The organism is Paenibacillus gyeongsangnamensis, assembly GCF_027533625.1.
Taxonomy (GTDB): domain Bacteria; phylum Bacillota; class Bacilli; order Paenibacillales; family NBRC-103111; genus Paenibacillus_G; species Paenibacillus_G gyeongsangnamensis.
On record NZ_JAQAGZ010000022.1, the window covers coordinates 14,377 to 36,942 of the forward strand.

Here is a 22,566-nt window from a genome sequence, read left to right on the forward strand (position 1 = left end):
TGAATGGACTTCACTTTGTGGGGCAGGGCAGCGATCGGAAGAACGATATCCGCTCGCGCAGCGGGCTTTTTTCGCAGAACTCCTAGGAGTTATAATATCCCGTTTTCAAGAGCGGCCGGAGGTAGACCGCATAGACTCGCAGCCTGTAGAGGCCAACCTACCCCCATGAGGAGGAAAACAAGTGTCCGATGCATATAAGAAAGCCGGCGTAGACATCGCGGCCGGCAACGAAGCGGTCGAGCGCATGAAGAAGCACGTCAAAACGACATTCCGTCCCGAGGTGCTGACCGACCTAGGGGGCTTCGGCGCGCTGTTCGGCTTGAACAAAGACAAATACGAAGAGCCGGTGCTGGTGTCGGGAACCGACGGCGTAGGCACGAAGCTGAAGATCGCGTTCGCGATGGACAAGCACGATACCATCGGCATCGATGCGGTGGCGATGTGCGTCAACGATGTAATAGTGCAGGGCGCGGAGCCGCTCTTTTTCCTCGATTACCTCGCGTGCGACCGGGTGATCCCCGAGAAAATCGAAGCGATCATCAAAGGCATCAGCGACGGCTGCGTACAGGCGGGCTGCGCTCTGATCGGCGGCGAAACGGCGGAAATGCCGGGCATGTACAGCGAAGGCGAATATGATATCGCCGGCTTCAACGTGGCCATCGTCGACAAGAAGAAGATCATCGACGGCTCGGCCATCCGTCCGGGCGATGTCGTTCTCGGCTTCGCATCCAGCGGCGTGCACAGCAACGGCTTCTCGCTCGTGCGCAAGCTGCTGCTGGAAGAGAAGGGCTACTCCCTTCAGGATGAAGTGTCCGCGCTGGGCGGCAAGCTAGGGGACGTGCTGCTGACGCCGACGAAAATCTATGTGAAGCCGATCCTGGCCGCGCTGGAACAGGTGGAGATCAAGGGCATGGCACACATCACGGGCGGTGGGTTTCTCGAGAACATTCCGCGCGTGCTCCCGGAAGGCGTCAACGTTGAGATCAATTACGGCTCCTGGCCGATTCTGCCGATCTTCGAGCTCATGCAGAAGGAAGGCGGCATCAGCAACAACGACATGTTCCGCACGTTCAACATGGGCATCGGCATGGTTGTCATCGTGGCGGAGGAGCATGCGGCGAAAGCGGCCGAAGTGTTCGAGGCGCAGGGAGAAAAAGCGTACACGCTGGGCCGCGTAACGGCAGGCGAGCGGGTTGTGACCTTTAACGGAGCTTCCGTATGAGGGAACGTCCGCTCCGCATCGCCGTCTTCGCCTCCGGAAGCGGGAGCAATTTCGAAGCGATTGCGGAGGCGGTGAAGGCAGAGAGGCTCGATGCTAGCATCGAGCTTTTGGTTTGCGACCGGCCTGAGGCCAAGGTCGTAGAACGGGTGCGGGAGGCCGGCGTGCCGGTCCACCTGTTCCGCCCGAAGGACTACCCGGATCGCGAGGCGTATGAACGGGAAATTCTCGAGCAGCTCCGCGCGAAGGGCGTCGAGCTGGTCGTGCTGGCCGGTTATATGCGGATTCTGACGAACGTGCTGGTGGATGCCTTCTGGGGGCGGATGATCAACATTCATCCGTCGCTGCTGCCTTCATTTCCCGGGCTGCACGCCGTTCGTCAGGCTTTGGAGCATGGAGTGAAAGTGACCGGCATTACGGTGCATCTCGTGGACGGAGGGCTCGACAGCGGGCCGATTCTGGCGCAGCGCGCGCTGGACATCCGTCCGAAGGATACGGAAGAGACCCTCGGCGAACGCATCCATCCCCTAGAGCATGAGCTGTACCCGCAAGTCATTCAGGATATTGCCGCAGGACGGATCGATTTAGAGCGCTATACCAATACGAAACCGAAGGATGGGATTCATTCATGAGCCAGACGAAGAACGGAACGGAAGCGCTGAAGCTGCGTTACGGCATGAACCCGCATCAGAAGCAAGCGAAGATCTATACCGAGGGCGAGCTGCCGATCAAGGTGATCAACGGCGACCCGGGCTTCATCAACCTGCTGGATGCGCTGAACGGCTTCCAGCTCGCCCGCGAGCTGCGCCGCGCTACCGGACTGCCGGCCGCCGCTTCCTTCAAGCACGTCAGCCCGGCCGGAGCCGCGGTTGCCGCTCCGCTTAGCGATACGTTGAAGAAAGCTTATTTTGTTGAAGGCCTCGAGCTTTCTCCGCTGGCTACCGCTTATGCGCGCGCCCGGGGAGCGGACCGGATGTCCTCCTTCGGCGATGCCGCCGCACTTAGCGACGTAGTCGACGCCTCTACTGCGCTTCTGCTCAAACGCGAAGTATCCGACCTGGTCGTAGCGCCCGGGTATACGGAGGAAGCCCTTGAGATTCTAAAAGCGAAGAAGAACGGCGGCTACCTCATTCTTCAGATCAATCCGGACTATGTGCCGAATCCGGTGGAAACCCGTACGCTCTTCGGCTTGACGCTGCAGCAGGAGCGCAACGATGCCGTGATCGACGCATCCGCCTTGGAGAAAATCGTCACCGAGAACAAGGAGCTTACGGAGAATGCGAAGCGTGACCTCTTGATTGCACTCGTTACACTCAAATATACGCAGTCCAACTCCATCTGCTATACGCTGGACGGCCAAACGATCGGGATTGGTGCAGGTCAGCAGTCCCGGATTCACTGTACCCGACTGGCAGGGGATAAAGCGGACCGCTGGTTCCTGCGTCAGCATCCGACGGCGCTGAATATGAAATTCCGCCAAGGGCTGTCCCGCGCCGAGCAGAACAACGCGATCGACCTGTGGCTGGAAGAAGAAGTAACGCCGGTTGAACAAGCCGCATGGGAAGCGGCGTTCGAGGAAGTGCCGGCCCGCCTGACGCGCGAAGAGAAGCGGGAATGGCTGAACAAGCTGCAGGGCGTATCCTACGGCTCCGACGCATTCCTGCCGTTCCGCGACAACCTGGACCGCGCCAGCCGCAGCGGCGTGAAATACGTCGTGCAAGCGGGAAGCTCCTTGCGGGATGAAGAAGTCGTCAAGGCCGCCAACGACTATGGCATGGTCATGTCGTACTCCGGCGTCCGTTTGTTCCACCATTAATTCGTTCAAGCCAAGGAGGGTAACGAGAGTGACTACAAGAAGAGCCGTTCAGGCGGACCAATATTTGAACTCGCTGCAAAATAACGTGTACCCGGGCAGGGGCATCGTCATCGGCCTGACGCCGGACGGCACCAAGCTCGTTCAGGTGTACTGGATTATGGGGCGGAGCGAGAACAGCCGCAATCGGGTATTTATTCAAGAGGACAACGGCTTTGTCCGTACCGAAGCGAAAGATCCTGCGAAGCTGACCGACCCGTCGCTCATCATCTATTACCCGGCCCGGCATGTGAACGGCGCCCATATCATTACGAACGGCGATCAGACCGATACGATCTATGATGTGCTTCAAAGCGGAGGAACGTTCGAAAGGGCGCTGGCGACGCGGACGTACGAGCCGGATGCACCGAACTTTACGCCGCGGATCAGCGGCATCGTCGATACGAAGGACACTCAATTCGCCTACAAGCTGTCGATCTTGAAATCGGCCGGCAATACGGAGGATCAGACGCTCCGTCATACGTACAGCTACGAGAAGGCGATGCCTGGCTACGGCCACTGCATTCATACGTACCAAGGCGACGGCAATCCGCTGCCTTCCTTCCAAGGGGAGCCGGCGCTCGTTCCGCTGACAAACGACATTCGGAGCATTGCGGACACGTACTGGAAGGCGCTCAACGACGAGAACAAAATTTCACTGCTGGTCAAAACGATTCAGGCGGGGAGCGGGGAAACCGAGCTGCTCATCGTGAATAAGGATTAGGAGGCATACGGGGTGCGAATATTGGTAGTCGGCGGCGGAGGCCGCGAGCATGCGATATGCTGGGCGCTTCGGAAAAGCCCGAAAGTAAGCGAGCTGTACTGCGCGCCCGGTAACGGCGGCATTGCCGAAGTGGCGGAATGCGTGCCGCTGCAGGTGAATCAATTCGAGGAGATCGGCCAATTCGCGGTCGATCTTGCGATCGACCTCGTGGTGATCGGTCCGGACGATCCGCTGGCGGACGGGATTGTCGATCATCTGGAAGCGAAGGGGCTCACCGTCTTCGGTCCGCGGGCCAATGCGGCGATCATCGAAGGCAGCAAGGTGTTCACGAAGGACCTGCTGCGCAAATATAACATCCCGACTGCGGCTTACGAATCGTTCGAGCGCTATGAGGAAGCCCGGGCTTTTTTGGATCGGCTGAAGGCTCCCTACGTCATCAAGGCCGACGGGTTGGCCGCAGGAAAAGGCGTTATTATCGCTCAGACGTTGGAAGAAGCAGAGAAGGCGCTGCAGGATATTATGGTCGCCAAAGTGTTCGGGGACTCCGGCAATCAGGTCGTGATCGAAGAGTTCCTGACGGGCCAAGAGATGTCGATCCTATCCTTCGTCGACGGGGAAACGGTGCGTCCGATGGTACCGGCGCAGGACCATAAAGCTGTCTATGACGGCGACAAGGGGCCGAATACCGGGGGTATGGGCACGTACACGCCTTTGCCTCATATTCCGCAGTCGGTTATCGACGAAGCGATCGAGAGCATTATTAAGCCGACGGCCCGCGCCATGGTGGCGGAAGGCCGGCCGTTCCGCGGGGTGCTGTTCGCCGGGCTGATGCTGACGCCGGACGGACCGAAGACAATCGAGTTCAACGCGCGCTTCGGCGATCCGGAGACGCAGGTGGTGCTGCCGCGCCTGAAGACCGATCTGCTGGACATTTTCCTCGCTGCCGTCAACGGGCGGCTCGATCAAATGGACATCCAGTGGAGCGACGAGGCGGCGGTGTGCGTCATTCTCGCTTCCGAAGGCTACCCTTCTTCTTATCCGAAGGGGCTGCCGATTACAGGGCTGGACGAAGTACAGGATTCCCTTGTATTCCATGCAGGGACTGCGGCGAAGGAAGGGCAGATCGTCACGAACGGCGGCCGGGTCATCGGCGTTACCGCGCTCGGCAAGGATATCGCGGAAGCACGGGCCAAGGCCTATGCGGACGCGGACCGCATTCGTTTTCAAGGAAAGCATTACCGTACCGATATCGCAAAAAAAGCGTTGGTATAACAACGGCGCTATACGGAAGAGTCAGCGGAAGCTGGTTCTTCCTTTTTTTTGTCCGAACAAGGGATTATTTGCGTCCGCTTCCCTTGAGCGTAATGCGGTTCCAGTTCCGGTAGACGAAGAAGACGGCAAACGCGGCGCAGACAATCAAGAAGAACGCAAGCCAGTAATGGTGAAAGTAGTAAGCGAAGGTTTGCAAGGTTCCAAGCTCCTTTCCACATAAGCGGATATGATTAGGTTCCCCGGAGGGACCCCGGCTTATGAGCGTCCGAAGTTTGAGTACGGATGAATAAGCGGGAGAGCGGGAAAGCAAAATAGTATGGGCTCAGCAGTCCAAACTACACCTATCGGGAGGCCAACAGCTATGCACCACACAACCCAACAGCTTCAGCAATGCCAGCAAGCCGTTCAACAGCTGATTCAACAAACGCATCAGGCAAGCGGCAACTATCAGCGCCTGCTGCAGCAGGAGCAGCAAAATGCACAGCAGCTTCAGCAGCTGGCTCAGCGCGAGCAGCAAGCTTCCCAAATGATCCAAATGGCGCTGCAGGGTCACCAGAACGTCATCCAGCAGCTGCAACACGTATCGCAAATTTGCCAGCAGCTTGAGCAGAGCGTAGCGCAGCTGAGCATGGCGTCCTATCAGAACACCCAGCAAACAGCGTTTACGCGCGGCGGAATGTATCAATAAGCAGCGGTAAAAAGGAAAGGGCGGTTACGAGTGTGACCGCCCTTCTTACTCGCGCCGGATCAGGAGACGCGAAGTGCTGCAAGGATGCCGGCATGCAGCTGATCGTTAGCGGGCACGATGCCGGAGGAGCCCCAGGTAAAGTCTCGACAATCCATGCCCGTAACCTTGGCTCGGGCTTCTCGAACAATCAAGGCGTCCGCGAGCAGATCGTACATATCCGATCCGAACTCCAGACATGGTGTCAATGCGCTCAATTCGATCTAAGAGAAAACCTATTGACAGATGTAACTGTAATTATTATAATAACAGTCATAGGGCGATGAAGACGGGGAGGGGCTTCCGGTGAACAGCGAGTTTACAATAGCAGTACACAGTCTCGTGCTGCTCGCTTACCGTCCCGATCATATGGCAACCAGCGATATGATCGCTCATAATGTTTGTACGCATCCCGCCCGGGTGAGGAAGGTGCTTAGCTGCCTTCGGAAGAGGGGCTATGTCACGACGAAGGAAGGCAGCGGGGGCGGTTATCTGCTCAGCTGCGATCCGGCTGAAGTTACGCTCGCGGAAATTTACCGCGCCACGTCCATCGGCTCCATCAAGCCGGCTTGGTGCTCGGGGGACGAGGAGCAGGACTGCATGATCGCCTGCAACATGGCGGATGTCATGGAGGACATTTTTACCGAAGCCGAGGTTCAGCTTCTGGCGTTTCTGGAACAGTTGACGATTTTCCGGGTTTTGGAACGGGTGCGAGTCAGTCAGCAGTCGAAAGGGTAATGATTAGCAACCGGAGCTGCGGCAGCCGGCGGCTGTGCAGCAGCTTTGAAGGACGACAAGCGCGCTTATCCGGTTCGGAAACGGACGGGAGGAAGCAGGTGTTTTTCCAGCTCAACTGTTACAAAATTGGTATCAGTTTATAATGAAATCATGGAAGGGTGATTGGAATGAACCTCGACAATGACAACCGCCAGGCTCCCCGGATTGGAGATTGGGTTAGCGGCACTTCGCTGATGGATGAACGTTTTATCGGTTACGTGGAAGCGATCGACAAGAACGGTTTGGTCAAAATTTACGTCACGCAATGCGATCATGACGCTGCCGTCGGCTCGTCCATCCGCGCTTGGTTCACCCATATCGACCGTCTTCCGGAGCATGATCCTTCGGATATCGAGACGCTTCGCAGCCTGATGGATCTCGCGCTGATGACCCGGGACCGGGCTTGGTTCGACGAGCTCGCCGCCAAGCTGGCTAACCGGAAGAGCGAGCCTTCACCGTCCCTGCAGGCGGACCATGGGACGCCCGGGACGTTCGGCGGTTCCAACCGGTTATTTCGGCGGGTGAACACGGATTATTAAGGCGATTTACGTTTCACAACATATATCATTTATCCTATATAAGGAGTGGTTGAAATGGCTATTGTTAATGTTCAAGATGCAGTGTTTCAAGAATCGGTGAAAGAAGGCGTCGTGCTCGTTGACTTCTGGGCACCATGGTGCGGCCCTTGCAAAATGATCGCACCCGTGCTGGAGGAGCTGAGCGCGCAGCTTGGCGAGAAAATCACGATCGCCAAAGTGAACGTGGATGACAATCCGGAGACGGCCGGCAACTACGGCGTCATGAGCATTCCGACGCTGAAGCTGTTCAAAAACGGTGAAGTGGTGCAAACCGCCGTCGGCTTCAGACCGCTGAACGATCTCGTAGCGATGATTGAGCCTCATTTGTCTTAAGCTAAAAATCCGAATCCCGGTTCCGCTTGTCGGCGGTCCGGGATTTTTTTGCGTTTTTTGGCCCCGGCCATAGAAAAAAGCCGATTAACGCTGCCGAACTAGCGTATACTGGAAATATCTATGCGTGTCCATCGCGATCACGCGACTTATCAGGAGGTGCGTGATGCTGCCTTCATTGTTCGTCGCCCACGGCGCGCCGACGCTGGTGCAGGAGAAGAACAAATATACGGAATTACTGCGGGTGCTTGCGGAGCGTCTGCCGAGGCCGAAGGCCGTCATAGTGTTCAGCGCCCATTGGGAGGCGCCTGTGCAGCGGATCGGCAGCGCCGTAAAGTATGAGACGCTGCACGACTTCTTCGGCTACCCCGAGGCGCTCTACCGCGAAGTGTACCCTGCCCGCGGGGAGATCGCTCTGGCGCTGCAGGCTCAAGAACTGCTGCAGGACGCAGGCATCGCGAGCGTCTCAGACGACGCGCGCGGGCTCGATCACGGAGCTTGGAGCGTGCTCAAGCTCATGTACCCCCAGGCAGACATCCCCGTCGTGACGATGTCGGTCAACCCCCGGCTCGTGCCGGAGGAGCAGTACCGGATCGGGCGCGCCCTCGCTCCCCTTCGGGAGCGGGGCGTATTGATCCTGGGCAGCGGCGGCACGGTGAACAACCCGCAGCGGCTCGAGTGGAACAGCCGCGGCGCCCGGGATTGGGCGCTCGCGTTCGACGAGTGGCTCGCCGAGCAGATCGAGACGTGGAACCTCGAGGCGCTGTTCCACTATGAGGCGCTGGCGCCGCATGCCTCGGACGCCGTGCCGACGGCGGAGCACTTTGCGCCGCTCTTGATCGCGATGGGCGCCGCCCACCGCGGCAAGAAGGCGCGCCTTCTGCACCGCCAGTATCAGCTCGGCACGCTGTCGCTCAGCTGCTGGATGCTGGGCTAGGCGGCCCATGCGGCGTTTTCGGCGGCAAGGGGAGAGGAGCACGGCCCCGGTAACGCCGCTCTTCTCCGTCTGTGAAAGGCGAATGACGGTTTTCTTCGGTTGATAGAATTTATAAGTTTTCGTAGCTTATAGCTTCGCATCAACCTTGGTAAACGCGCTGGTCCTTGTAAGACAAGGACGGCGTAGCCGTTTATCCTGGTTAGCGGAGAGGGACAACCTGCCGTTAAAAATGTTCACGTGAACATTTGTTGTGGATTAACGTACGGTCAGCTGTTATAATCAAATTGAAGCGTTTAAATTTAATTTATAGGTGGAGGTTGTGAACTGATGAAGCTGTCCGTATTTACTGTCGTAACCCCGGACTTAACTCCGGAAGAGCTGGCTGTCGCTGCGAAGGAAGCGGGGCTTGACGGCATTGAATGGCGATTCAAGGAGATCCCGGAGGAGTTCAAGGACGAGAAGCCGTCGTTCTGGCGCCGCAATCTGTGCTCCATTGATCCGAAGGCTTCCGATGAAGAGCTTGCTCGCTTCGATCGCGCAGCGAAAGACAACGGGCTGGAGACGGTCAGCGTCACGCCTTACTTGACCGCAGGCGACCTGGAAGCGACCGAGCACGTGCTTCGCGTCGCGAAGAAGCTTGGCGCTTCGACCATTCGCGTAGGCGTTCCCGGTTACAATCGGACGAAGAACTACAACGAGCTGTTCGACCTCGCCGTTAAATACCTTCACGGCGTGGAAGAGCTGGCGAAGCAGTACGGCGTCAAATGCTTGGTGGAGACGCACCATGTCACGATCGCGCCGAGCGTAGGGCTCGCCCATCGGCTTGTCAGCGGCTTCTCGCCGGACCATATCGGCGTGCTGTTCGATCCGGGCAACATGATTCATGAAGGGTATGAGAATTTCCGAATGGGTCTCGAGCTGCTCGGACCGTACCTTGCTCACGTGCATATCAAGAACACCGGATGGAAGCGTACAGAGCTGCGGGAGGACGGATCGCAGGGCTGGACGTCTTACTGGGAGCCGGTGAGCCAAGGGATCGTAGACTGGAAGCAGGTGCTCGGGGATTTGAAGGCCGTAGGCTACGAAGGCTACCTGGGCGTAGAGGATTTCAGTCTGAAGTACGATTCCAAAACGCTCTTGAAGGAGTATGCCCAGCAGGTGCGCGGATGGCTCGCGGAGCTTTAATCTTTTGAAATCATCGCTTGGGAGGGCGCCCGTTGCAGGGGCGTCCTCTTTTTTTGACGCGAATTATAGCAGATGACTATGACGAAAGTATGACAAAACTCCCGTAAGAAAACATATATTTAGTTCATAGGAACTACCCCCACATACAGGTATGATTGCTGCGAATCACCTAGTGTAACAAAAAAATTCCAAGTAAAGGATGATTCATAATGAAAAAGTTTGTAGCCGCCGTATCCGTCTTTTCCGTTCTTGCATGGTCCGCCGTACCTGTCTTCGCCGCCGAGAATAACGGCAATGTCAGCATCAAAGGGAATCATAATCAAATCAAAATCGAGAACAAGACGAAGGTGGAAAACCAAATCAACATCAATCTGGTGGACATCGGCGGCCATTGGGCTGAAAAGTACATAAAAGATCTCGTAGGCAAAGGGGTTCTCGAAGGGGATCAGGACCATCATTTCAATCCTGACCAGCATGTAACCCGCGAACAATTCGCTGCGATGGTTGCGCGCTTGTTCCACCTCAAGAATACGTCCGCCGTACAGGATTTCAACGATGTGCCGCAAAAACGCTGGTCGTTTAACGTCGTGGAAGCGACGAAGGATTATTTCGACGCTTACAAGGATCTGAACGGAGGGTACAATTTCAATCCGGCCGAAGGCGCACAGAGAGAAGACGTTACCGTGACGCTCGTCAAGGTGTTGATGAAATTGAACGGCTCGATCCAACTGATGGATGCCGGATCCGCCGACCAGCTGCTGCAAAGCAAATTTAAGGATGCGGACAAAATCAATCCCGTCCTGCGCCCTTATGTCGCAACCGCCGTACAAAATCATCTGATCGAAGGGGACGATAAGGGACGCTTCAATCCCGACCATACGTTGACCCGTGCGGAAGCGGCTGCGTTGCTGGACCGCTTGTCCGATATGAATGTAGTGGTCGGCCTCTCATCGGGATCCACGGTAACCGGCAGCACCTACGGGAATCCGTCGACTTCGGTAACTGGAAGCACGTACGGAGGCTAATGCCCGCCGGAAAAAGCAAAGACGCTTTGGAGATGATCTCCGGGCGTCTTTTTTTGTCCATTCTGGCAGAAACGATTTATTGCACAAGGCCGGGAGCTGCTCAGGTTTGACAAAAAAAAGGCGGGAATCGTATAGTAGCGGTAACGATTCTGCCTTGAGCGGTTTGCTCCGGATGCATATCCTTGGGAGGGAAGGACAGCAGTTTCGGGGAGCGGAGTCCCTGTCGGAAGGAGGAAGGAATGGATGAAAGCCTATTTGTTTCTGGCGGCCGCCATCGGCCTTGAGCTGTTCGGGACGTCAATGCTGAAGGCGTCGCAGAGCTTTACCAAGCTGTATCCCAGTATCTGCGTCGTGATCGGCTTCGCCGGGGCGTTCTACTCGCTGTCCTTGGCGCTGCATAGCATCCCGCTAGGCATCGCTTATGCGATCTGGTCCGGCGTGGGGACGGCGGCTACGGCGGTCATCGGCTTCGCGGTATGGAAGGAGAAGCTGAGTCTAACGGGCTTGCTGGGTATCGTGCTGATCATTGCAGGGGTTGTCGTGCTGAATCTCAAAGCGTCTCTTCACGGTACCGAGCAGCAGCCCGGCTCTTGAGTTTTTTGAAGGAAAGGACTTGCCCTTGTGCGGGCGAGTCCAGGCTGTAGAGAAACCCATGAAATAGAGAAATCTGCCTTGGTACTTCGGTGGGGTATCCCCTTCTTGCCGCTGTTGTTATCGGAAAATTTTCAATTGATTAGCTCTGCAGCGGTCATTTTCCGATAACAAAGGCGGGCACTTTCGCTCCTACAGGGGATACCCCACCTACTACCTTTTGCATTTTTCAATATATTCGGGTTTCTCGTCAATCTGGACTTGCCCTTGTGCGGGCAAGTCCTTTTTTTTGCCCGCGGCGGCGGGGTCCGATCCTTGCCCGGTGAAGAAGTTTTTGTCCGGCTTCTATAATCGTCCTTACTAGAATATAGATTAGTAGATGCTTATGAAACCGAGGTGAGCCCTTCATGAAACGCAGAAGATGGAAAAGCTGGCGGCGGCTGCTCCGACGGGGCGGCCTGGCCGTATTGGCCGGCGCCCTGGCTTATGCGGCCGCCGGCTGCGAGCCGCCCGGACGCAGCAAGAAGCCGGCTGTCCCCGCGACGGCCCAGCCCGGTCCGGCGATGCCGGACGAAACCGGCCGGCAAGCGGAGCCCCCGCCGCAGAAGAAGGTCAACCTGGCCCCGCTGACCGGACTCGAAACGGCCGAACCCGTTACACGCCGGCCCGTTATGGTCATGATCAATAACCACCCTTCCGCCCGTCCGCAGAGCGGCTTGTCCCAAGCCGACCTCATCTACGAATGCCTCTCGGAAGGGGAGATTACCCGACTCGTGGCGCTGTTCCAGAGCCGCCGTTTCCCGGACCCGATCGGGCCGGTGCGCAGCATCCGGCCTTATTTTATCGAGCTCGGCAAAGGGGTGGGTGCGCTTCAGGTTCACGCCGGGGGGAGCCCGGACGGCTATGCCCAGCTGGAGAAGGAACGGATTCCGGAGCTTGACGAAATTACGAACGCGGGGCAGTATTTCTGGCGGGAGAGCTTCCGCAAGGCGCCGCACAACCTGTACACGAACCTGGACAAAATCGAAGCGGGGGCGGCAAAGCGCGGAATTCCGGATACAGGACCGGATAAGCCCGTCTTCCTCTTCGATCCAGGCGGCTCCGGAGCGGTACAAGCCTTCGGCGGGGAAAGCGTCTCCGGCCGGAAGCTGGAGGTGACGTTCCTGCTAAGCAGCTATAAGGTAGGCTATGCGTATGACGAGGGCAGCCGAACCTACAAACGGTCGATCAACGGGATCAAGCACATCGATTTGAACAACCATGAGCAGCTTTCCGCCGCCAATGTCATCGTTATGGGCACCGATCACAGGGTGCTGGACGAGGAAGGGCGCCTGGATGTCCGGCTCACGGGAACCGGACCGGCGCTGCTGTTTCAAAACGGCAAGGCCCGCATCGTGGAATGGAAGCGGACGGAGGTGAATGAGCCTGTCCGGTGCTATGAGAAGGGGCAGGAGGTTACGCTGCGTCCGGGGCAAACGCATATTTTGATTGTTCCGATGAAGCCCTCGTTTGAAGGGCATGTGCAGTTTTCTTAATCCTTTGAGAACCCCCCCGGTCAGGCGCCGAAGCGCTTGTGACAGGGGGGTTCTCCTCGTTATTTATTCTCGAGCAGCAGCTTGGCCTTCTGCTTCCATAGTCCGATGTAAGGCTCTTCGGCAGCCCACTGCACCATCACGACGGACTCGTTCGGAGACAGACCGATCGAGAGCAGCGGAGCGGGCAGCATTCTTCCCTGTACCGGGTAAATGACGATATCGGAGCCCGATACGACCGCCGTCATCTCGCCGTTTGGTGAGGAGAAGGCATCCAGGGCGCCCGGCCGAATCTGCCGGATTTCGTTCCAGTCGGTGGTCAGCCGGTCATACGTAGCTACAGGCTCAGGCAGCGTCAGCGGGACCTCAAGCAGCCTGTAGCTGACCATGCCCAGTTCGGCGCGGTCGTCGTACGTGGCTGCCATCGGCACCCATGCGCCCTGCTTGCGGGCGATCGTCCAGCTCTCGCCTGCGGTATCGGCTTGAGGCGCCGCAGTCCCTGGCTTGGCCGGCGCGCTGAGCTTCAGCCGCTGCATCGCCGTATTCGAAGACTCTCCGAACACCTGCTTTAACGACACATGCGGCTCGCTTGGCGCCGCAGGGAAGGTCTGCAGCTGTTTTGCCGGGCCGGACAAGCTCTCCAACACCTTGACCCACACGGAACGGTAGGTCATGTCTTGACCTTGCGCCTTCTGCGATTCTGTCTGTTCCAGACTAAGGTAACGGTTGCCTGCGAAGAGCAGCTTCTCCGACCGCTGGAGCGGTCCTGCCGGCTTCGGTTCAGGAGTCTTCGGTTTGCTTCCGCCGGCAGCCGGGTAGGAGGCCAGCGTCAAGGATTCCTCGCCGGAGGCGACGGTCCGCTGTGGCGCAATCCGCCAGAAGTCCATCCTGTAGGGCATGAGGATATCGGGTCCCTCCGCGATTTTGCCGAGCTCCCCCTGCTCCGGTCCAAGCAGGATCGTGCGGTACGTGCTGTATTCGGGGCTCCGGCCTTCGGCGGGATGATCCGTCCGCAGCCCGATCAGGACGGCGGAGCGGACCTTCGCTTCCGGCGCCTGCGCGATGCTCGCCGGAGCGGTCTGCTGAAGATGTGAAGCGGGATCGTCCCCTGCCGCCATATTGGTTCCGCGAGGTCCGAACCATCCGTTCAGGCCGCCGCCGATCAGAACCGCAACCGCAATCAGGGCCGTGCTGACTGCACCGAACCAAGGCATCCATTTCTTGGGCTTTACCTGCTGCTCGTCGATACGCCGCTCGATGCGCCGCCGCAAATCCTCGGAGAACCCGCTGCGGGTCAGCGGCCCGCCTGACAATCCTTCTTTCAATTCGCGGTCAATCGGATTCAAATCTTTGAGCCTCCTTCAGCTTGCTGATTTTGTTCCGGGCATGAAACAACCGGGATTTCACCGTACCTTCCGTTACGTCGAGAATTTGCGCCATCTCCTTCATGGAGAGCTGATAGTGAGCGAACAGGATCAGCACCTCGCGGTATTTAACGGGCAGCTTCAATACCAGCTTCCACATTTCGTTCACCGCATACTTATCGATGACCTCTTGCTCGGTAGACTCCTGCTGTCCGTTCGGAATGATGAAATCCATCAGCGTCACCTTGCGGTAAAAGGCGGCCCGCCGGAAGTCCAGCGTCGTGTTGCGGGTGATGGCGAGCAGCCACGTCTTGACCGAGGATTCGCTGCGGAACGTATTCAGGTTGCGGTAAACCTTCAGGAAGACCTCCTGCGTAATGTCGTCCGCCTGGTCCCACTTGCGGGTGATGCTGTACGCGTAATTCCATACGTCCTTGCCGTATGCCGTCATCAGCTCCTCAAAAATCGCTTTCCTGTCGGAGCTTTCGGATAAATATTTCAAGTATTCAAAATTAGCTTTTGATTCCACACCGCCACCTCAATTATTGGACGATCTTAAGGCTGTTTCGGTTCACAGGGAAGCCTTAACTATTGGCGCATAAAAACGGAAAAGTCCTTGCAGCAAGGACTTCCGTTAGCTGATGCTATGGTTGACATGCCGTCTTGCGATCAATGCTCCGCTTGAAGCAGCTCGGGAACGGTCACCAGGCAGTAGCCCTCATCCTTCAAAAAAGCGATGATGCCCGGAAGGGCCTCTATCGTATTGTCCAGCTTGCCTTGCTTCCCGCCGAAGCTGTGCAGCAATATGATGCCGCCTGGCTTGATGTGGCTCTTCACATTGTCCACAATGCTCAGCGGAGACGAACCGGCCCAATCCCGGGGATCGACGGTCCAGCCGATCAAGGGGCGCCCGGCCTGCGACAGGTCCGCCTTCAGCGTATCGGATACGGCTCCGTAAGGGGCCCGTACGAGCGGGGAAGATGCTCCGATCGTCCGTGCGATCAGGTCGTCCGTATCCTTCAATTCTTTATTGATGGCCGGAGCGGGCAGCTTGGATAAATCCTTATGATCCCATGAATGATTGCCGATGGCATGGCCTTCCTCGTGCATCCGCCGGAGCACCTCGGGGTACTTGCTAAGCTGAACGCCGACGACGAAAAAGGTCGCCTTCACGTCATACTGCTTCAGGATATCGAGCACCTTAGGCGTATACTTTGCGTCCGGCCCGTCGTCGAACGTGAGCGCCGCCAGCCTTGCCTCCTTCACGAGAGGCTGTGCCGCCGGCGGAACGGGCTGAGGCGCCGGTGCCGGAGAAGGCGCAGGGGGCAGCGAGGGATGTTGGTCCGCAGCGGGAATAGGCTCAGGGCTGTCCGGCGTCGGCGTCCCGGGCCCTTGCTGCCCGGAGGGGGCTGCTTCCTTGGCGTTCACGACCGGCTGCCGGACCGGCAGCGGGAGCGCGCTGCCGCTGATGAGGAAATTGGCGAACGCCATGCCGGCTAAGGCGAATATGGACAGACCGGCGACCCAATGCGGCCGGTTTTTTTTGATACGGCGTACACGCACACTTCAAACCTTCTTTCATTCGCCGATCCAGCAGGATCCGATTTGCGACTCTCACTGAATTTGACGAATGAACTCGAAGAAAAGTTGAAGTACCGGCAGCATTTTTCGACAAGGGCAGGTCCGGCCGCTGCTTCTTAAGCTTGCCGCTGTAGAGCGGTCCGGCATTGCTTCAAGGCGATTGCTGCGAAAGCCGGCCATGCTTGCTCATGAGCGAACGGCACCTGTACCCAGTCCTTCATCGGGCGCTTCTTGCCGGAGGGGTCCCACAGCTTGGCTCCTTCCAGCTGCAGCGCTTGCAAGTGGGCTTCGCCGGTCAGCTTGAACACCATGGCCTCTTGGAAAAAGACCGCGAATGCCTTGCCTTCCAGCTGAATACAGGGCTTGCCGAACATTTGGCCGAAGCCCGTTTCTTTCTCCGCTACGGCTTGCCCTACCTCTTGGTAACGGTCCAATGGATTCATGCGAGAAGCCTCCATCACCATGTTTTTCTTCATCATAGCACACTTAGAGCGTCGGCAGGGAACATTGCAGGCGGCAGGCATGCGAGAGGGCGATGAGGGTCGGCTGCATCATCAAAGGTTTTTGGTATATAATGGGGTAGTCAAAGATCAAATAGATCAGGCGGGAGGAAAGGAACGATGGGACGAGAGACGATTCGGCATATGGTTGCGTTTACGCTGCATTCGCCGGCGGGTTCGGCAGAGGCGGAACGCTTCTTAAGCGATGGAAGAAAGATATTGAGCGCGATTCCGGTGGTGAAACGGTTTGAGGTGCTTCGGCAGATCAGCCCGAAATCCGATTACGACTTCGGCTTCTCGATGGAGTTCGACAGCAAGGCCGATTATGACGCTTATAATGCGCATCCCGATCACGAAGCTTTCGTGGAGCAGCGCTGGAAGAAGGAAGTCTCCCGGTTCCAAGAGCTGGATTTTACTTTCCTATGAGCGGGGGCGGAGTGAATATGAATATTCTTGCCGTATCGGGAAGCTTGCGCCGCGCATCCTCCAACAGTGCGCTGCTGGGAATCACAACCGCTATGGCTCCGCCGGGGATGAGCTTTACGTTCTATGAAGGGCTGGGCGAGCTTCCGCACTTTAACCCGGATATCGATACGGACGATGCGCCTGCCCCCGTCGCTGAGCTTCGCAGTAGGCTTCGCACGGCGGATGCCGTGCTGATCTGCACGCCGGAATATGCTAACGGCGTGCCCGGCTCCCTCAAGAATGCGCTGGATTGGATCGTCTCCTCCGGAGAATTCATGGGCAAGCCGGCCGGTGTCATCAGCGCTTCTCCTCACCTGCTGGGAGGGGAGAAAGCGCACGATTCGCTCCTGCTCACGCTACGTATGATGGATGCGAAAATCCCGGAAGGGGCGACGCTGAAGATCGGTTCGATCGGCCTCAAGCTGAGTAAAGACGGCGTGCTGAAGGACCCGGATACGGAGTCCGCGCTGCGGTCGGTGCTGGAGGCGCTCGCGGGGGCCGTGGAGCGGGGGTAGTCTTTCCCCGGGGTGGTTCCTGGACGGACAGGAATCCGGCGGATGACAATTCAAGCCGGCTGCGTTCGCAGCCGGCTTGTTGTTCGTTGATAAGACTTTATAAATTTTTGCAGCTTATAGCTTTGCATCAACCTTGATAAATGCGCTGGTCCTTGTAAGACAAGGACGGCATAGCCGTTTATCCTGGTGCAACGGAGCCGATTGAAGGCCGGGGCTTAATGATGCATGAACCTTCGCAAAGGTCCCTCTACGAGATTAATGCCGTCCACGAGGCCCTGGAGATAAATCAGCTTCTCCTTGTTGTGAGGATCGTTCGCGGCCGCTTCCGATAATTTCCTGCGGAATTTGTACTGCATGGCCTCCAGGCTGCCCAGCACCTCCTCGAAATCCGTCACGGCCTGCCGGCATTCCTTGAAATCCTCGTTGGAGAACAGTCCTTTGTTTCTCCGCATCACGTCCTCGATGACACTTTCGATATGCGCAGGATCTTTCATACTCCTCACCTCCATCGCCATATGGCAATATTTTGAGTAAGGCAGGGTATTCCTATTCAAGCGAATCGCCTACCTTTGCAGTATAGTTACCCGTCCTATTCGGATCGTACGCACCCGCGTTTATCCGCCGTTCGCCAGCTCGGCAATGCGGCGGTTCGCATCGCCCCGGTAAAGCCCCCCGTGATAGCAGATGACGGTCTCGATGTCGTAAGATGCAAGCCTGCGCAGCGACTGCAGAGCGGCGGCGGGTTCCAGCGTCGACCGAGGGTCCGGTCCGAGCAGCCGGTCCCCGGCAGCGGTCAGTGCATCCCCGGCGATGAGCGTTTTGGAGGAAGGATGATACAAGCTGATATGGCCGGGTGTATGACCCGTAGTTTCGATCACGACGAGGCCGCCGCCGTAAGGGAGCCGGTCTCCGTCAGCGAGCGTGCGGTCCACGGCCGCCTTGGGCGGATTAGCAATCAGCCGCTTGAAGGCGCTGCTGAAAGCCTCCGGCCATGTCTCAATCTCGGCCAAGGCCTCCGCAGTGAACCGGAGCAGCGGTTTCTCGCCTTGAATATAGGGCATCTCCAGGCTGTGAGCCGACACCTCGACAGGATGCGGTGTTTCCGCCAAAAGCTGGGGCAGAGCCCCGATATGGTCCACATCCTGGTGTGTGAGGACGACGCGATTGATTCTCTCCGCCTGCACTCCGGCTGCTTGAACGGCCTCGCGCAGCATAGGCCATTGGCCGGGGTAGCCCGTATCCACCAGGATCACGTTGTCCTCATCCCAGATCAGCGTAGGGTGAATCACCCGGGTTTCGCCGAGCAGGTCGGCTGATAGGCGAAGCATCTCCAATCCGCAGTTCGCTTGCATCGTATCCCTCCATCGTCGCTAGAATAAGCTATCGGAAATTCAAGGCAAGCTTTATAATAGTCCGGAAACAGTTAAAAGTCAAAAAATATTTAATTATAACACAAATTTATTAAAATGTCAAGTATTATTTTTGGAGTGTTTTTTTGAAGCTGCATTGCCTCCTGCGATCCGGCATCGCATAGTGGCAAAGGCCGTCTTCTGGTATAGTGAAGATACGAAACGGCGTTTATTCGACGAAAGGGGGATTGCCCCGTGCAAGCAGGCAAACCTGTATTTTTTGCTTCTCCTTCGGAGTTTCGCGCTTGGCTGGACGAGCATTCAGACGGGCTGCAGGAGGTCTGGGTCGGCTACTATAAAAAAGGCAGCGGCAAGCCCAGCATCACTTGGCCGGAGTCGGTGGACGAGGCGCTCTGCTGCGGATGGATCGACGGTTTGCGCAAGGGTATCGACGAGGAAAGCTACATGATCCGCTTCACGCCGCGGAAGCCTCGCAGCATCTGGAGCGCCGTAAACATCGAGCGCGTGAAGGAGCTTACGGCGGCGGGGCGTATGCAGCCGGCCGGGATCGCCGCTTACGAGAAGCGGGCGGAGGACAAGTCGGGCATTTACGCATATGAACAGAAGGAAGCCGTTCAGCTGAATGAGTCCGACGAAGCGCAGCTGCGGACGAATGAGAAGGCATGGGCTTTTTACCAAAGTCAGCCGGCAGGCTACCGGAAGCTGGTCGCCTATTGGATTGCGAGCGCCAAGAAGGAAGAGACGAAACGGAAACGGTTGGAGGAGCTTATCCGGGATTCCGCGGAAGGCCGAACGGTCAAACGGTTTACCCGGCCGGCCGGGAGTGCCGGCGAATGAACCGCGTGCTGGTCACCGGGTATAAGGCATCGGAGCTCGGCATCTTCTCGCTGAAGCACCCGGGTATTGCCATTATCAAGAAAGCGATCAAAAAACAGCTCCTCGCCTTGATGGACGAAGGACTGGAATGGGTTATCGTCAGCGGGCAGTGGGGCGTCGAGCTGTGGGCTGCCGAAGCGGTGCTGGAGCTGAGGGAAGAGGGAGAGCCGCTTCGGCTTGCGGTCATCACCCCATTCCTGGAACAGGACGAGAAGTGGAGCGAGGAGAAGAAGAAGCTGTACAGCGGTGTGACCCGGCAGGCCGATTACGTGAACAGCGTCACGAAGAGTAAATATGTCGGTCCTTGGCAGTTCCAGGAGACGAACAAATTCCTGCTCCGCCATTCCGATGGACTCGTGCTCTTGTACGACGAGGACACGGCGGGCTCCCCGCGCTTTATTAAGGAGCAGGCGGAGCGCTGGGCACAGACGGCGGATTATCGTCTGGTCTATATCACGCCTTACGATTTGCAGAGCATCGCCGATGAGGAGAGAATGGACGAGTACGGAGAGTGACGGGAGGAAACGCGGATTTTGTAAAATAATCGCGGCGGGCTGTAACCTGCCGGGCGGAATTGCCGTATTAATCCATAGTGGCACCCCTCGTGTCACGGACTAATAGGACCGATGGCGGACTGGCTGCCGTGTAAACCCCAAGGGTTGTCACCGAAGTTGTCAAAATAAGGAGGAGACCTGCATGAGAAAACACATCATTTTGATCGCTGTCGCCCTGGCCATAACCGTGACCGGTTGTTCCTCTTCCGGTTCGTCGTCCGGAGGTAAATCCGGCGTTCCCGGCCCTGCCGCCCAAGGAAGCGCAACACCGAACGCGCCGAATCCGGCTTCCACCGCCCCATCGGACAAGCCCGCTGAATCGGGACAAGCCTCCGCTGCGGCCCCGAATGCGGGAAACGCCGGCGGACAGCCGCCCGCAGCCGGCACGACCGTCCAGCCGGCGCCGGCACCGGCCGCAAAGCCGTCGGCATCCCCTCAGCCTAAGCCGATCGTGACGCCCAAGCAGTTCGACCAAGTGAACTTCGGCATGAGCTACGACGAGGTGCAGAAGGCGGTCGGACAACCCGGCAAATTGATTTCGGAGAAGACGGACGAGGATGGGAACACGGCCAAATCGTACGATTTCAAGCTCCAAGGAGGAGCCACCCTAAGCGTGACCTTCAAAAACAACCAGGTAGTGAACAAATCGACATCCAGTTAATGCTTCCGGGGCTGGTCGGTTCTCCGGACCTATCGAAAGTAAAAATAAGAGCATAGATGATCAAAATACCGTCAAAACGTTGACGGTATTTTTTTTATAATCAAAGTAAATCCATTATTCCCGAGGTGAATTCGACATGACTACTAATTCAACATCGCTGCAGGCGTCGTCCGCCGCGACTCGGAAACGGCGCAGTTCCCTGCAGAAGGGCGAAACCCTCGCGGGTTTTCTGTTCGTCAGTCCGATGCTGATCGGCGTGTTCATCCTGGTGCTGCTGCCGATTATCGCCACCCTCATTCTCAGCTTCGCCGACTGGAATTTCGTCGCCGGCTGGAACGGTCTGAAGTGGGTCGGTTTCTCCAACTTCACTAAATTGATGCACGACACCACGTTTATCAAATCCGTAACCAATAACTTTATCTTTCTTCTCGCGGTGCCGGTGTATTTATTCATCTCGATGGTGCTCGCCATCATTATCGACAAGCACGTCTACTTGAAGGGCTATTTCAAGGTTGCTTACTTTATGCCTTATATCTCCAGTATCGTGGCGGTGGCGGTCGTCTGGCAGGTGCTGTTCCAGCCTTCCTACGGTCCGATCAACGAAATGCTGAAGTCGATCGGCTTCGCGAACCCGCCGAAGTGGATCGCAGACCCGAACTACGCGCTGATTTCGATTATGATGATCACCGTCTGGATCTCCATCGGCTTCAATATGATCATTTATATCGCCGGCCTGCAGTCGATTCCGAAGGACCTGTATGAAGCGGCCGACATCGACGGCGCGAACAGCTGGGTGAAATTCTCGAAGATTACGCTGCCGCTCCTGTCGCCGACCACCTTCTTCCTGCTTGTAACCGGGATTATCTCGACCTTCAAGGTGTTCGACATCATTGCGGTGCTGACGCAGGGCGGGCCGGTGGGCTCCACGACGATGATCGTTTGGTATTTGTACGATACCGCCTTCGTCAATCTGAAGATCGGCTATGCATCCTCGATGGCCGCGGTACTGTTCCTGATCGTCATCATCATCACGTTCGCTCAATGGATCGCCCAGAAGAAATGGGTAAACTACTAGGAAGAAGGGAGAGACAACCATGAGTACGACCCAATCCTTTAATTTACGCAAAGTCGTTCTAACCGTCATCATGTTCGCGATCAGTTTCCTGTTCCTGACGCCCTTCTTCTGGATGATCGTCACTTCCTTCAAGATTGAATCCGAAGTGTTCGTGTTCCCGATTCAGTGGCTGCCGAAGCATTGGCATGCGATCGAGAACTATAAAGAAGTATGGCTTGGGAAATATCCGTTCTATCAGTACTATTGGAACTCTATTAAAGTCAGCCTCATCACGACGGCCATCTCGTGTACGGTATCCGCTGCAGCGGCATACGGCTTCTCCAAGATCCAGTTTAAAGCCAGCAAATGGCTGTTCCTGATCGTGCTGACAACGTATATGATTCCCAGCCAAGCGACACTCGTTCCGCAGTTCATTCTGTACCGTCAGATCGGTCTGTTCGACAGCCATTTCGGACTCATTCTTATCGGCAGCTTCAGCGTGCTGGGAACGTTCATGCTTCGCCAGTTCTTTATGGGGCTGCATAACGACTACATCGAGTCGGCCAAAATCGACGGTGCCGGCCATTTCCGGATCTTCTGGTCGATCGGCCTGCCGCTGGTAAAACCGGCGGTGGCGACATACGCGATTCTGCGCTTCATCTGGACATGGAACGACTACCAGAATGCATTAATTTTTCTGCGGACGGACAAGTTATTTACGATCCAGCTGGCGATGCAGAAGTTCACATCGCTCAGCGGCGAGTTCTACTCTCTGATCATGGCGGCTGCGGTTTCCGCGATTCTTCCGCTGCTGATCATCTTCATCATCGGGCAGAAGAGCGTTATCGAAGGTATTGCCTTGGGCGGCGTCAAAGGATAA

General features: G+C 57.0%; 29 protein-coding genes. 21 read left to right on the forward strand and 8 right to left on the reverse strand.

Annotated elements, in window-relative coordinates; translation table 11 throughout:
* The first annotated feature begins 181 nt into the window (after positions 1–181).
* From purM to purD, 5 genes are read left to right on the forward strand one after another with little or no spacing between them, the layout of a single operon-like run.
* Positions 182–1,222 (forward strand): phosphoribosylformylglycinamidine cyclo-ligase, encoded by a 1,041-nt coding sequence (purM, locus tag O9H85_RS28020; RefSeq protein WP_269884703.1) that lies wholly within the window; start codon positions 182–184, stop codon positions 1,220–1,222.
* Positions 1,219–1,851, forward strand: coding sequence for a phosphoribosylglycinamide formyltransferase (gene purN, locus O9H85_RS28025; protein ID WP_269884704.1), 633 nt, complete (start codon positions 1,219–1,221; stop codon positions 1,849–1,851). The genes purM and purN overlap by 4 nt, the downstream gene beginning before the upstream one ends.
* Positions 1,848–3,035: a phosphoribosylaminoimidazolecarboxamide formyltransferase gene (locus O9H85_RS28030; protein ID WP_269884705.1), complete on the forward strand. Its 1,188-nt coding sequence runs from the start codon at positions 1,848–1,850 to the stop codon at positions 3,033–3,035. The genes purN and O9H85_RS28030 overlap by 4 nt, the downstream gene beginning before the upstream one ends.
* Positions 3,036–3,063: 28 nt before the next feature.
* Complete coding sequence (locus O9H85_RS28035; RefSeq protein WP_269884706.1) at positions 3,064–3,795, forward strand: IMP cyclohydrolase; 732 nt, start codon at positions 3,064–3,066, stop codon at positions 3,793–3,795.
* Between the two features lie 12 nt (positions 3,796–3,807).
* Positions 3,808–5,067 (forward strand): phosphoribosylamine--glycine ligase, encoded by a 1,260-nt coding sequence (gene purD / locus O9H85_RS28040; RefSeq protein WP_269884707.1) that lies wholly within the window; start codon positions 3,808–3,810, stop codon positions 5,065–5,067.
* A 64-nt stretch (positions 5,068–5,131) separates the two neighbouring features.
* Here purD and O9H85_RS28045 read toward each other — a convergent pair whose 3' ends face one another.
* Entirely contained in the window at positions 5,132–5,263 is a 132-nt protein-coding gene (locus tag O9H85_RS28045; RefSeq protein WP_269884708.1) for a hypothetical protein, read from the reverse strand.
* Between the two features lie 165 nt (positions 5,264–5,428).
* On the opposite strand from O9H85_RS28045, the gene O9H85_RS28050 reads away from it, so the two are divergent.
* Positions 5,429–5,755 (forward strand): hypothetical protein, encoded by a 327-nt coding sequence (locus tag O9H85_RS28050; RefSeq protein WP_269884709.1) that lies wholly within the window; start codon positions 5,429–5,431, stop codon positions 5,753–5,755.
* 59 nt (positions 5,756–5,814) lie between these two features.
* Here the strand turns inward: O9H85_RS28050 and O9H85_RS28055 are convergent, their stop codons facing one another.
* Positions 5,815–6,000, reverse strand: a complete 186-nt coding sequence (locus O9H85_RS28055; RefSeq protein ID WP_269884710.1) for an FIG domain-containing protein — start codon at positions 5,998–6,000, stop codon at positions 5,815–5,817.
* Between the two features lie 97 nt (positions 6,001–6,097).
* On the opposite strand from O9H85_RS28055, the gene O9H85_RS28060 reads away from it, so the two are divergent.
* The 8 genes from O9H85_RS28060 (at position 6,098) to O9H85_RS28095 (ending at position 12,749) form a co-directional block, all read left to right on the forward strand.
* A complete protein-coding gene (locus tag O9H85_RS28060) occupies positions 6,098–6,529 on the forward strand; it encodes an RrF2 family transcriptional regulator (protein ID WP_269884711.1) in 432 nt (143 codons plus the stop codon).
* A gap of 167 nt (positions 6,530–6,696) precedes the next feature.
* Positions 6,697–7,107, forward strand: coding sequence for a hypothetical protein (locus O9H85_RS28065; RefSeq protein WP_269884712.1), 411 nt, complete (start codon positions 6,697–6,699; stop codon positions 7,105–7,107).
* Between the two features lie 54 nt (positions 7,108–7,161).
* A complete protein-coding gene (gene trxA, locus O9H85_RS28070; RefSeq protein ID WP_269884713.1) occupies positions 7,162–7,479 on the forward strand; it encodes a thioredoxin in 318 nt (105 codons plus the stop codon).
* Positions 7,480–7,642: 163 nt separating this feature from the next.
* Positions 7,643–8,413 (forward strand): DODA-type extradiol aromatic ring-opening family dioxygenase, encoded by a 771-nt coding sequence (locus O9H85_RS28075; RefSeq protein WP_269884714.1) that lies wholly within the window; start codon positions 7,643–7,645, stop codon positions 8,411–8,413.
* 327 nt (positions 8,414–8,740) lie between these two features.
* Complete coding sequence (locus tag O9H85_RS28080) at positions 8,741–9,598, forward strand: sugar phosphate isomerase/epimerase family protein (protein WP_269884715.1); 858 nt, start codon at positions 8,741–8,743, stop codon at positions 9,596–9,598.
* A 209-nt stretch (positions 9,599–9,807) separates the two neighbouring features.
* Entirely contained in the window at positions 9,808–10,623 is an 816-nt protein-coding gene (locus O9H85_RS28085) for an S-layer homology domain-containing protein (RefSeq protein ID WP_269884716.1), read from the forward strand.
* A 243-nt stretch (positions 10,624–10,866) separates the two neighbouring features.
* Complete coding sequence (locus O9H85_RS28090) at positions 10,867–11,217, forward strand: DMT family transporter (protein WP_269884717.1); 351 nt, start codon at positions 10,867–10,869, stop codon at positions 11,215–11,217.
* A gap of 404 nt (positions 11,218–11,621) precedes the next feature.
* Positions 11,622–12,749, forward strand: a complete 1,128-nt coding sequence (locus O9H85_RS28095; RefSeq protein ID WP_269884718.1) for a DUF3048 domain-containing protein — start codon at positions 11,622–11,624, stop codon at positions 12,747–12,749.
* 59 nt (positions 12,750–12,808) lie between these two features.
* On the opposite strand, the gene O9H85_RS28100 is transcribed toward O9H85_RS28095, so the two are convergent.
* The 4 genes from O9H85_RS28100 to O9H85_RS28115 all read right to left on the reverse strand — a co-directional run bounded on the left by O9H85_RS28100 (position 12,809) and on the right by O9H85_RS28115 (position 16,134).
* On the reverse strand, positions 12,809–14,092 hold the full coding sequence (locus O9H85_RS28100) for a hypothetical protein (protein ID WP_269884719.1): 1,284 nt from the start codon (positions 14,090–14,092) through the stop codon (positions 12,809–12,811).
* Positions 14,079–14,639, reverse strand: a complete 561-nt coding sequence (locus O9H85_RS28105; RefSeq protein WP_269884720.1) for an RNA polymerase sigma factor — start codon at positions 14,637–14,639, stop codon at positions 14,079–14,081. The genes O9H85_RS28100 and O9H85_RS28105 overlap by 14 nt, the downstream gene beginning before the upstream one ends.
* 140 nt (positions 14,640–14,779) lie before the next feature.
* Positions 14,780–15,673 carry a polysaccharide deacetylase family protein gene (locus tag O9H85_RS28110; RefSeq protein ID WP_269884721.1) on the reverse strand — a complete coding sequence of 298 codons (894 nt, stop codon included), beginning with the start codon at positions 15,671–15,673 and terminating at the stop codon, positions 14,780–14,782.
* Positions 15,674–15,807: 134 nt separating this feature from the next.
* Positions 15,808–16,134 (reverse strand): hypothetical protein, encoded by a 327-nt coding sequence (locus tag O9H85_RS28115; protein WP_269884722.1) that lies wholly within the window; start codon positions 16,132–16,134, stop codon positions 15,808–15,810.
* Between the two features lie 177 nt (positions 16,135–16,311).
* Here O9H85_RS28115 and O9H85_RS28120 point away from each other — a divergent pair, with 177 nt between their 5' ends.
* Both O9H85_RS28120 and O9H85_RS28125 read left to right on the forward strand, forming a co-directional pair.
* Positions 16,312–16,617: a Dabb family protein gene (locus tag O9H85_RS28120; protein ID WP_269884723.1), complete on the forward strand. Its 306-nt coding sequence runs from the start codon at positions 16,312–16,314 to the stop codon at positions 16,615–16,617.
* Positions 16,618–16,634: 17 nt separating this feature from the next.
* The gene (locus O9H85_RS28125; protein WP_269884724.1) at positions 16,635–17,171 is read left to right on the forward strand and encodes an NADPH-dependent FMN reductase; all 537 of its coding nucleotides are present in this window, start codon (positions 16,635–16,637) and stop codon (positions 17,169–17,171) included.
* Positions 17,172–17,386: 215 nt separating this feature from the next.
* On the opposite strand, the gene O9H85_RS28130 is transcribed toward O9H85_RS28125, so the two are convergent.
* Both O9H85_RS28130 and O9H85_RS28135 read right to left on the reverse strand, forming a co-directional pair.
* A complete protein-coding gene (locus O9H85_RS28130) occupies positions 17,387–17,665 on the reverse strand; it encodes a hypothetical protein (protein WP_269884725.1) in 279 nt (92 codons plus the stop codon).
* Between the two features lie 120 nt (positions 17,666–17,785).
* Positions 17,786–18,523 carry an MBL fold metallo-hydrolase gene (locus O9H85_RS28135; protein ID WP_269884726.1) on the reverse strand — a complete coding sequence of 246 codons (738 nt, stop codon included), beginning with the start codon at positions 18,521–18,523 and terminating at the stop codon, positions 17,786–17,788.
* Positions 18,524–18,775: 252 nt separating this feature from the next.
* On the opposite strand from O9H85_RS28135, the gene O9H85_RS28140 reads away from it, so the two are divergent.
* The 5 genes from O9H85_RS28140 to O9H85_RS28160 all read left to right on the forward strand — a co-directional run bounded on the left by O9H85_RS28140 (position 18,776) and on the right by O9H85_RS28160 (position 22,566).
* Positions 18,776–19,378: a YdeI/OmpD-associated family protein gene (locus O9H85_RS28140; protein ID WP_269884727.1), complete on the forward strand. Its 603-nt coding sequence runs from the start codon at positions 18,776–18,778 to the stop codon at positions 19,376–19,378.
* Positions 19,375–19,932, forward strand: a complete 558-nt coding sequence (locus O9H85_RS28145) for an SLOG family protein (RefSeq protein WP_269884728.1) — start codon at positions 19,375–19,377, stop codon at positions 19,930–19,932. Before O9H85_RS28140 ends, O9H85_RS28145 begins: the two co-directional genes overlap by 4 nt.
* A gap of 181 nt (positions 19,933–20,113) precedes the next feature.
* Positions 20,114–20,632 (forward strand): hypothetical protein, encoded by a 519-nt coding sequence (locus O9H85_RS28150; RefSeq protein ID WP_269884729.1) that lies wholly within the window; start codon positions 20,114–20,116, stop codon positions 20,630–20,632.
* A gap of 136 nt (positions 20,633–20,768) precedes the next feature.
* Positions 20,769–21,707, forward strand: a complete 939-nt coding sequence (locus O9H85_RS28155) for a carbohydrate ABC transporter permease (RefSeq protein ID WP_269884730.1) — start codon at positions 20,769–20,771, stop codon at positions 21,705–21,707.
* A 19-nt stretch (positions 21,708–21,726) separates the two neighbouring features.
* Positions 21,727–22,566 (forward strand): carbohydrate ABC transporter permease, encoded by an 840-nt coding sequence (locus O9H85_RS28160; RefSeq protein ID WP_269884731.1) that lies wholly within the window; start codon positions 21,727–21,729, stop codon positions 22,564–22,566.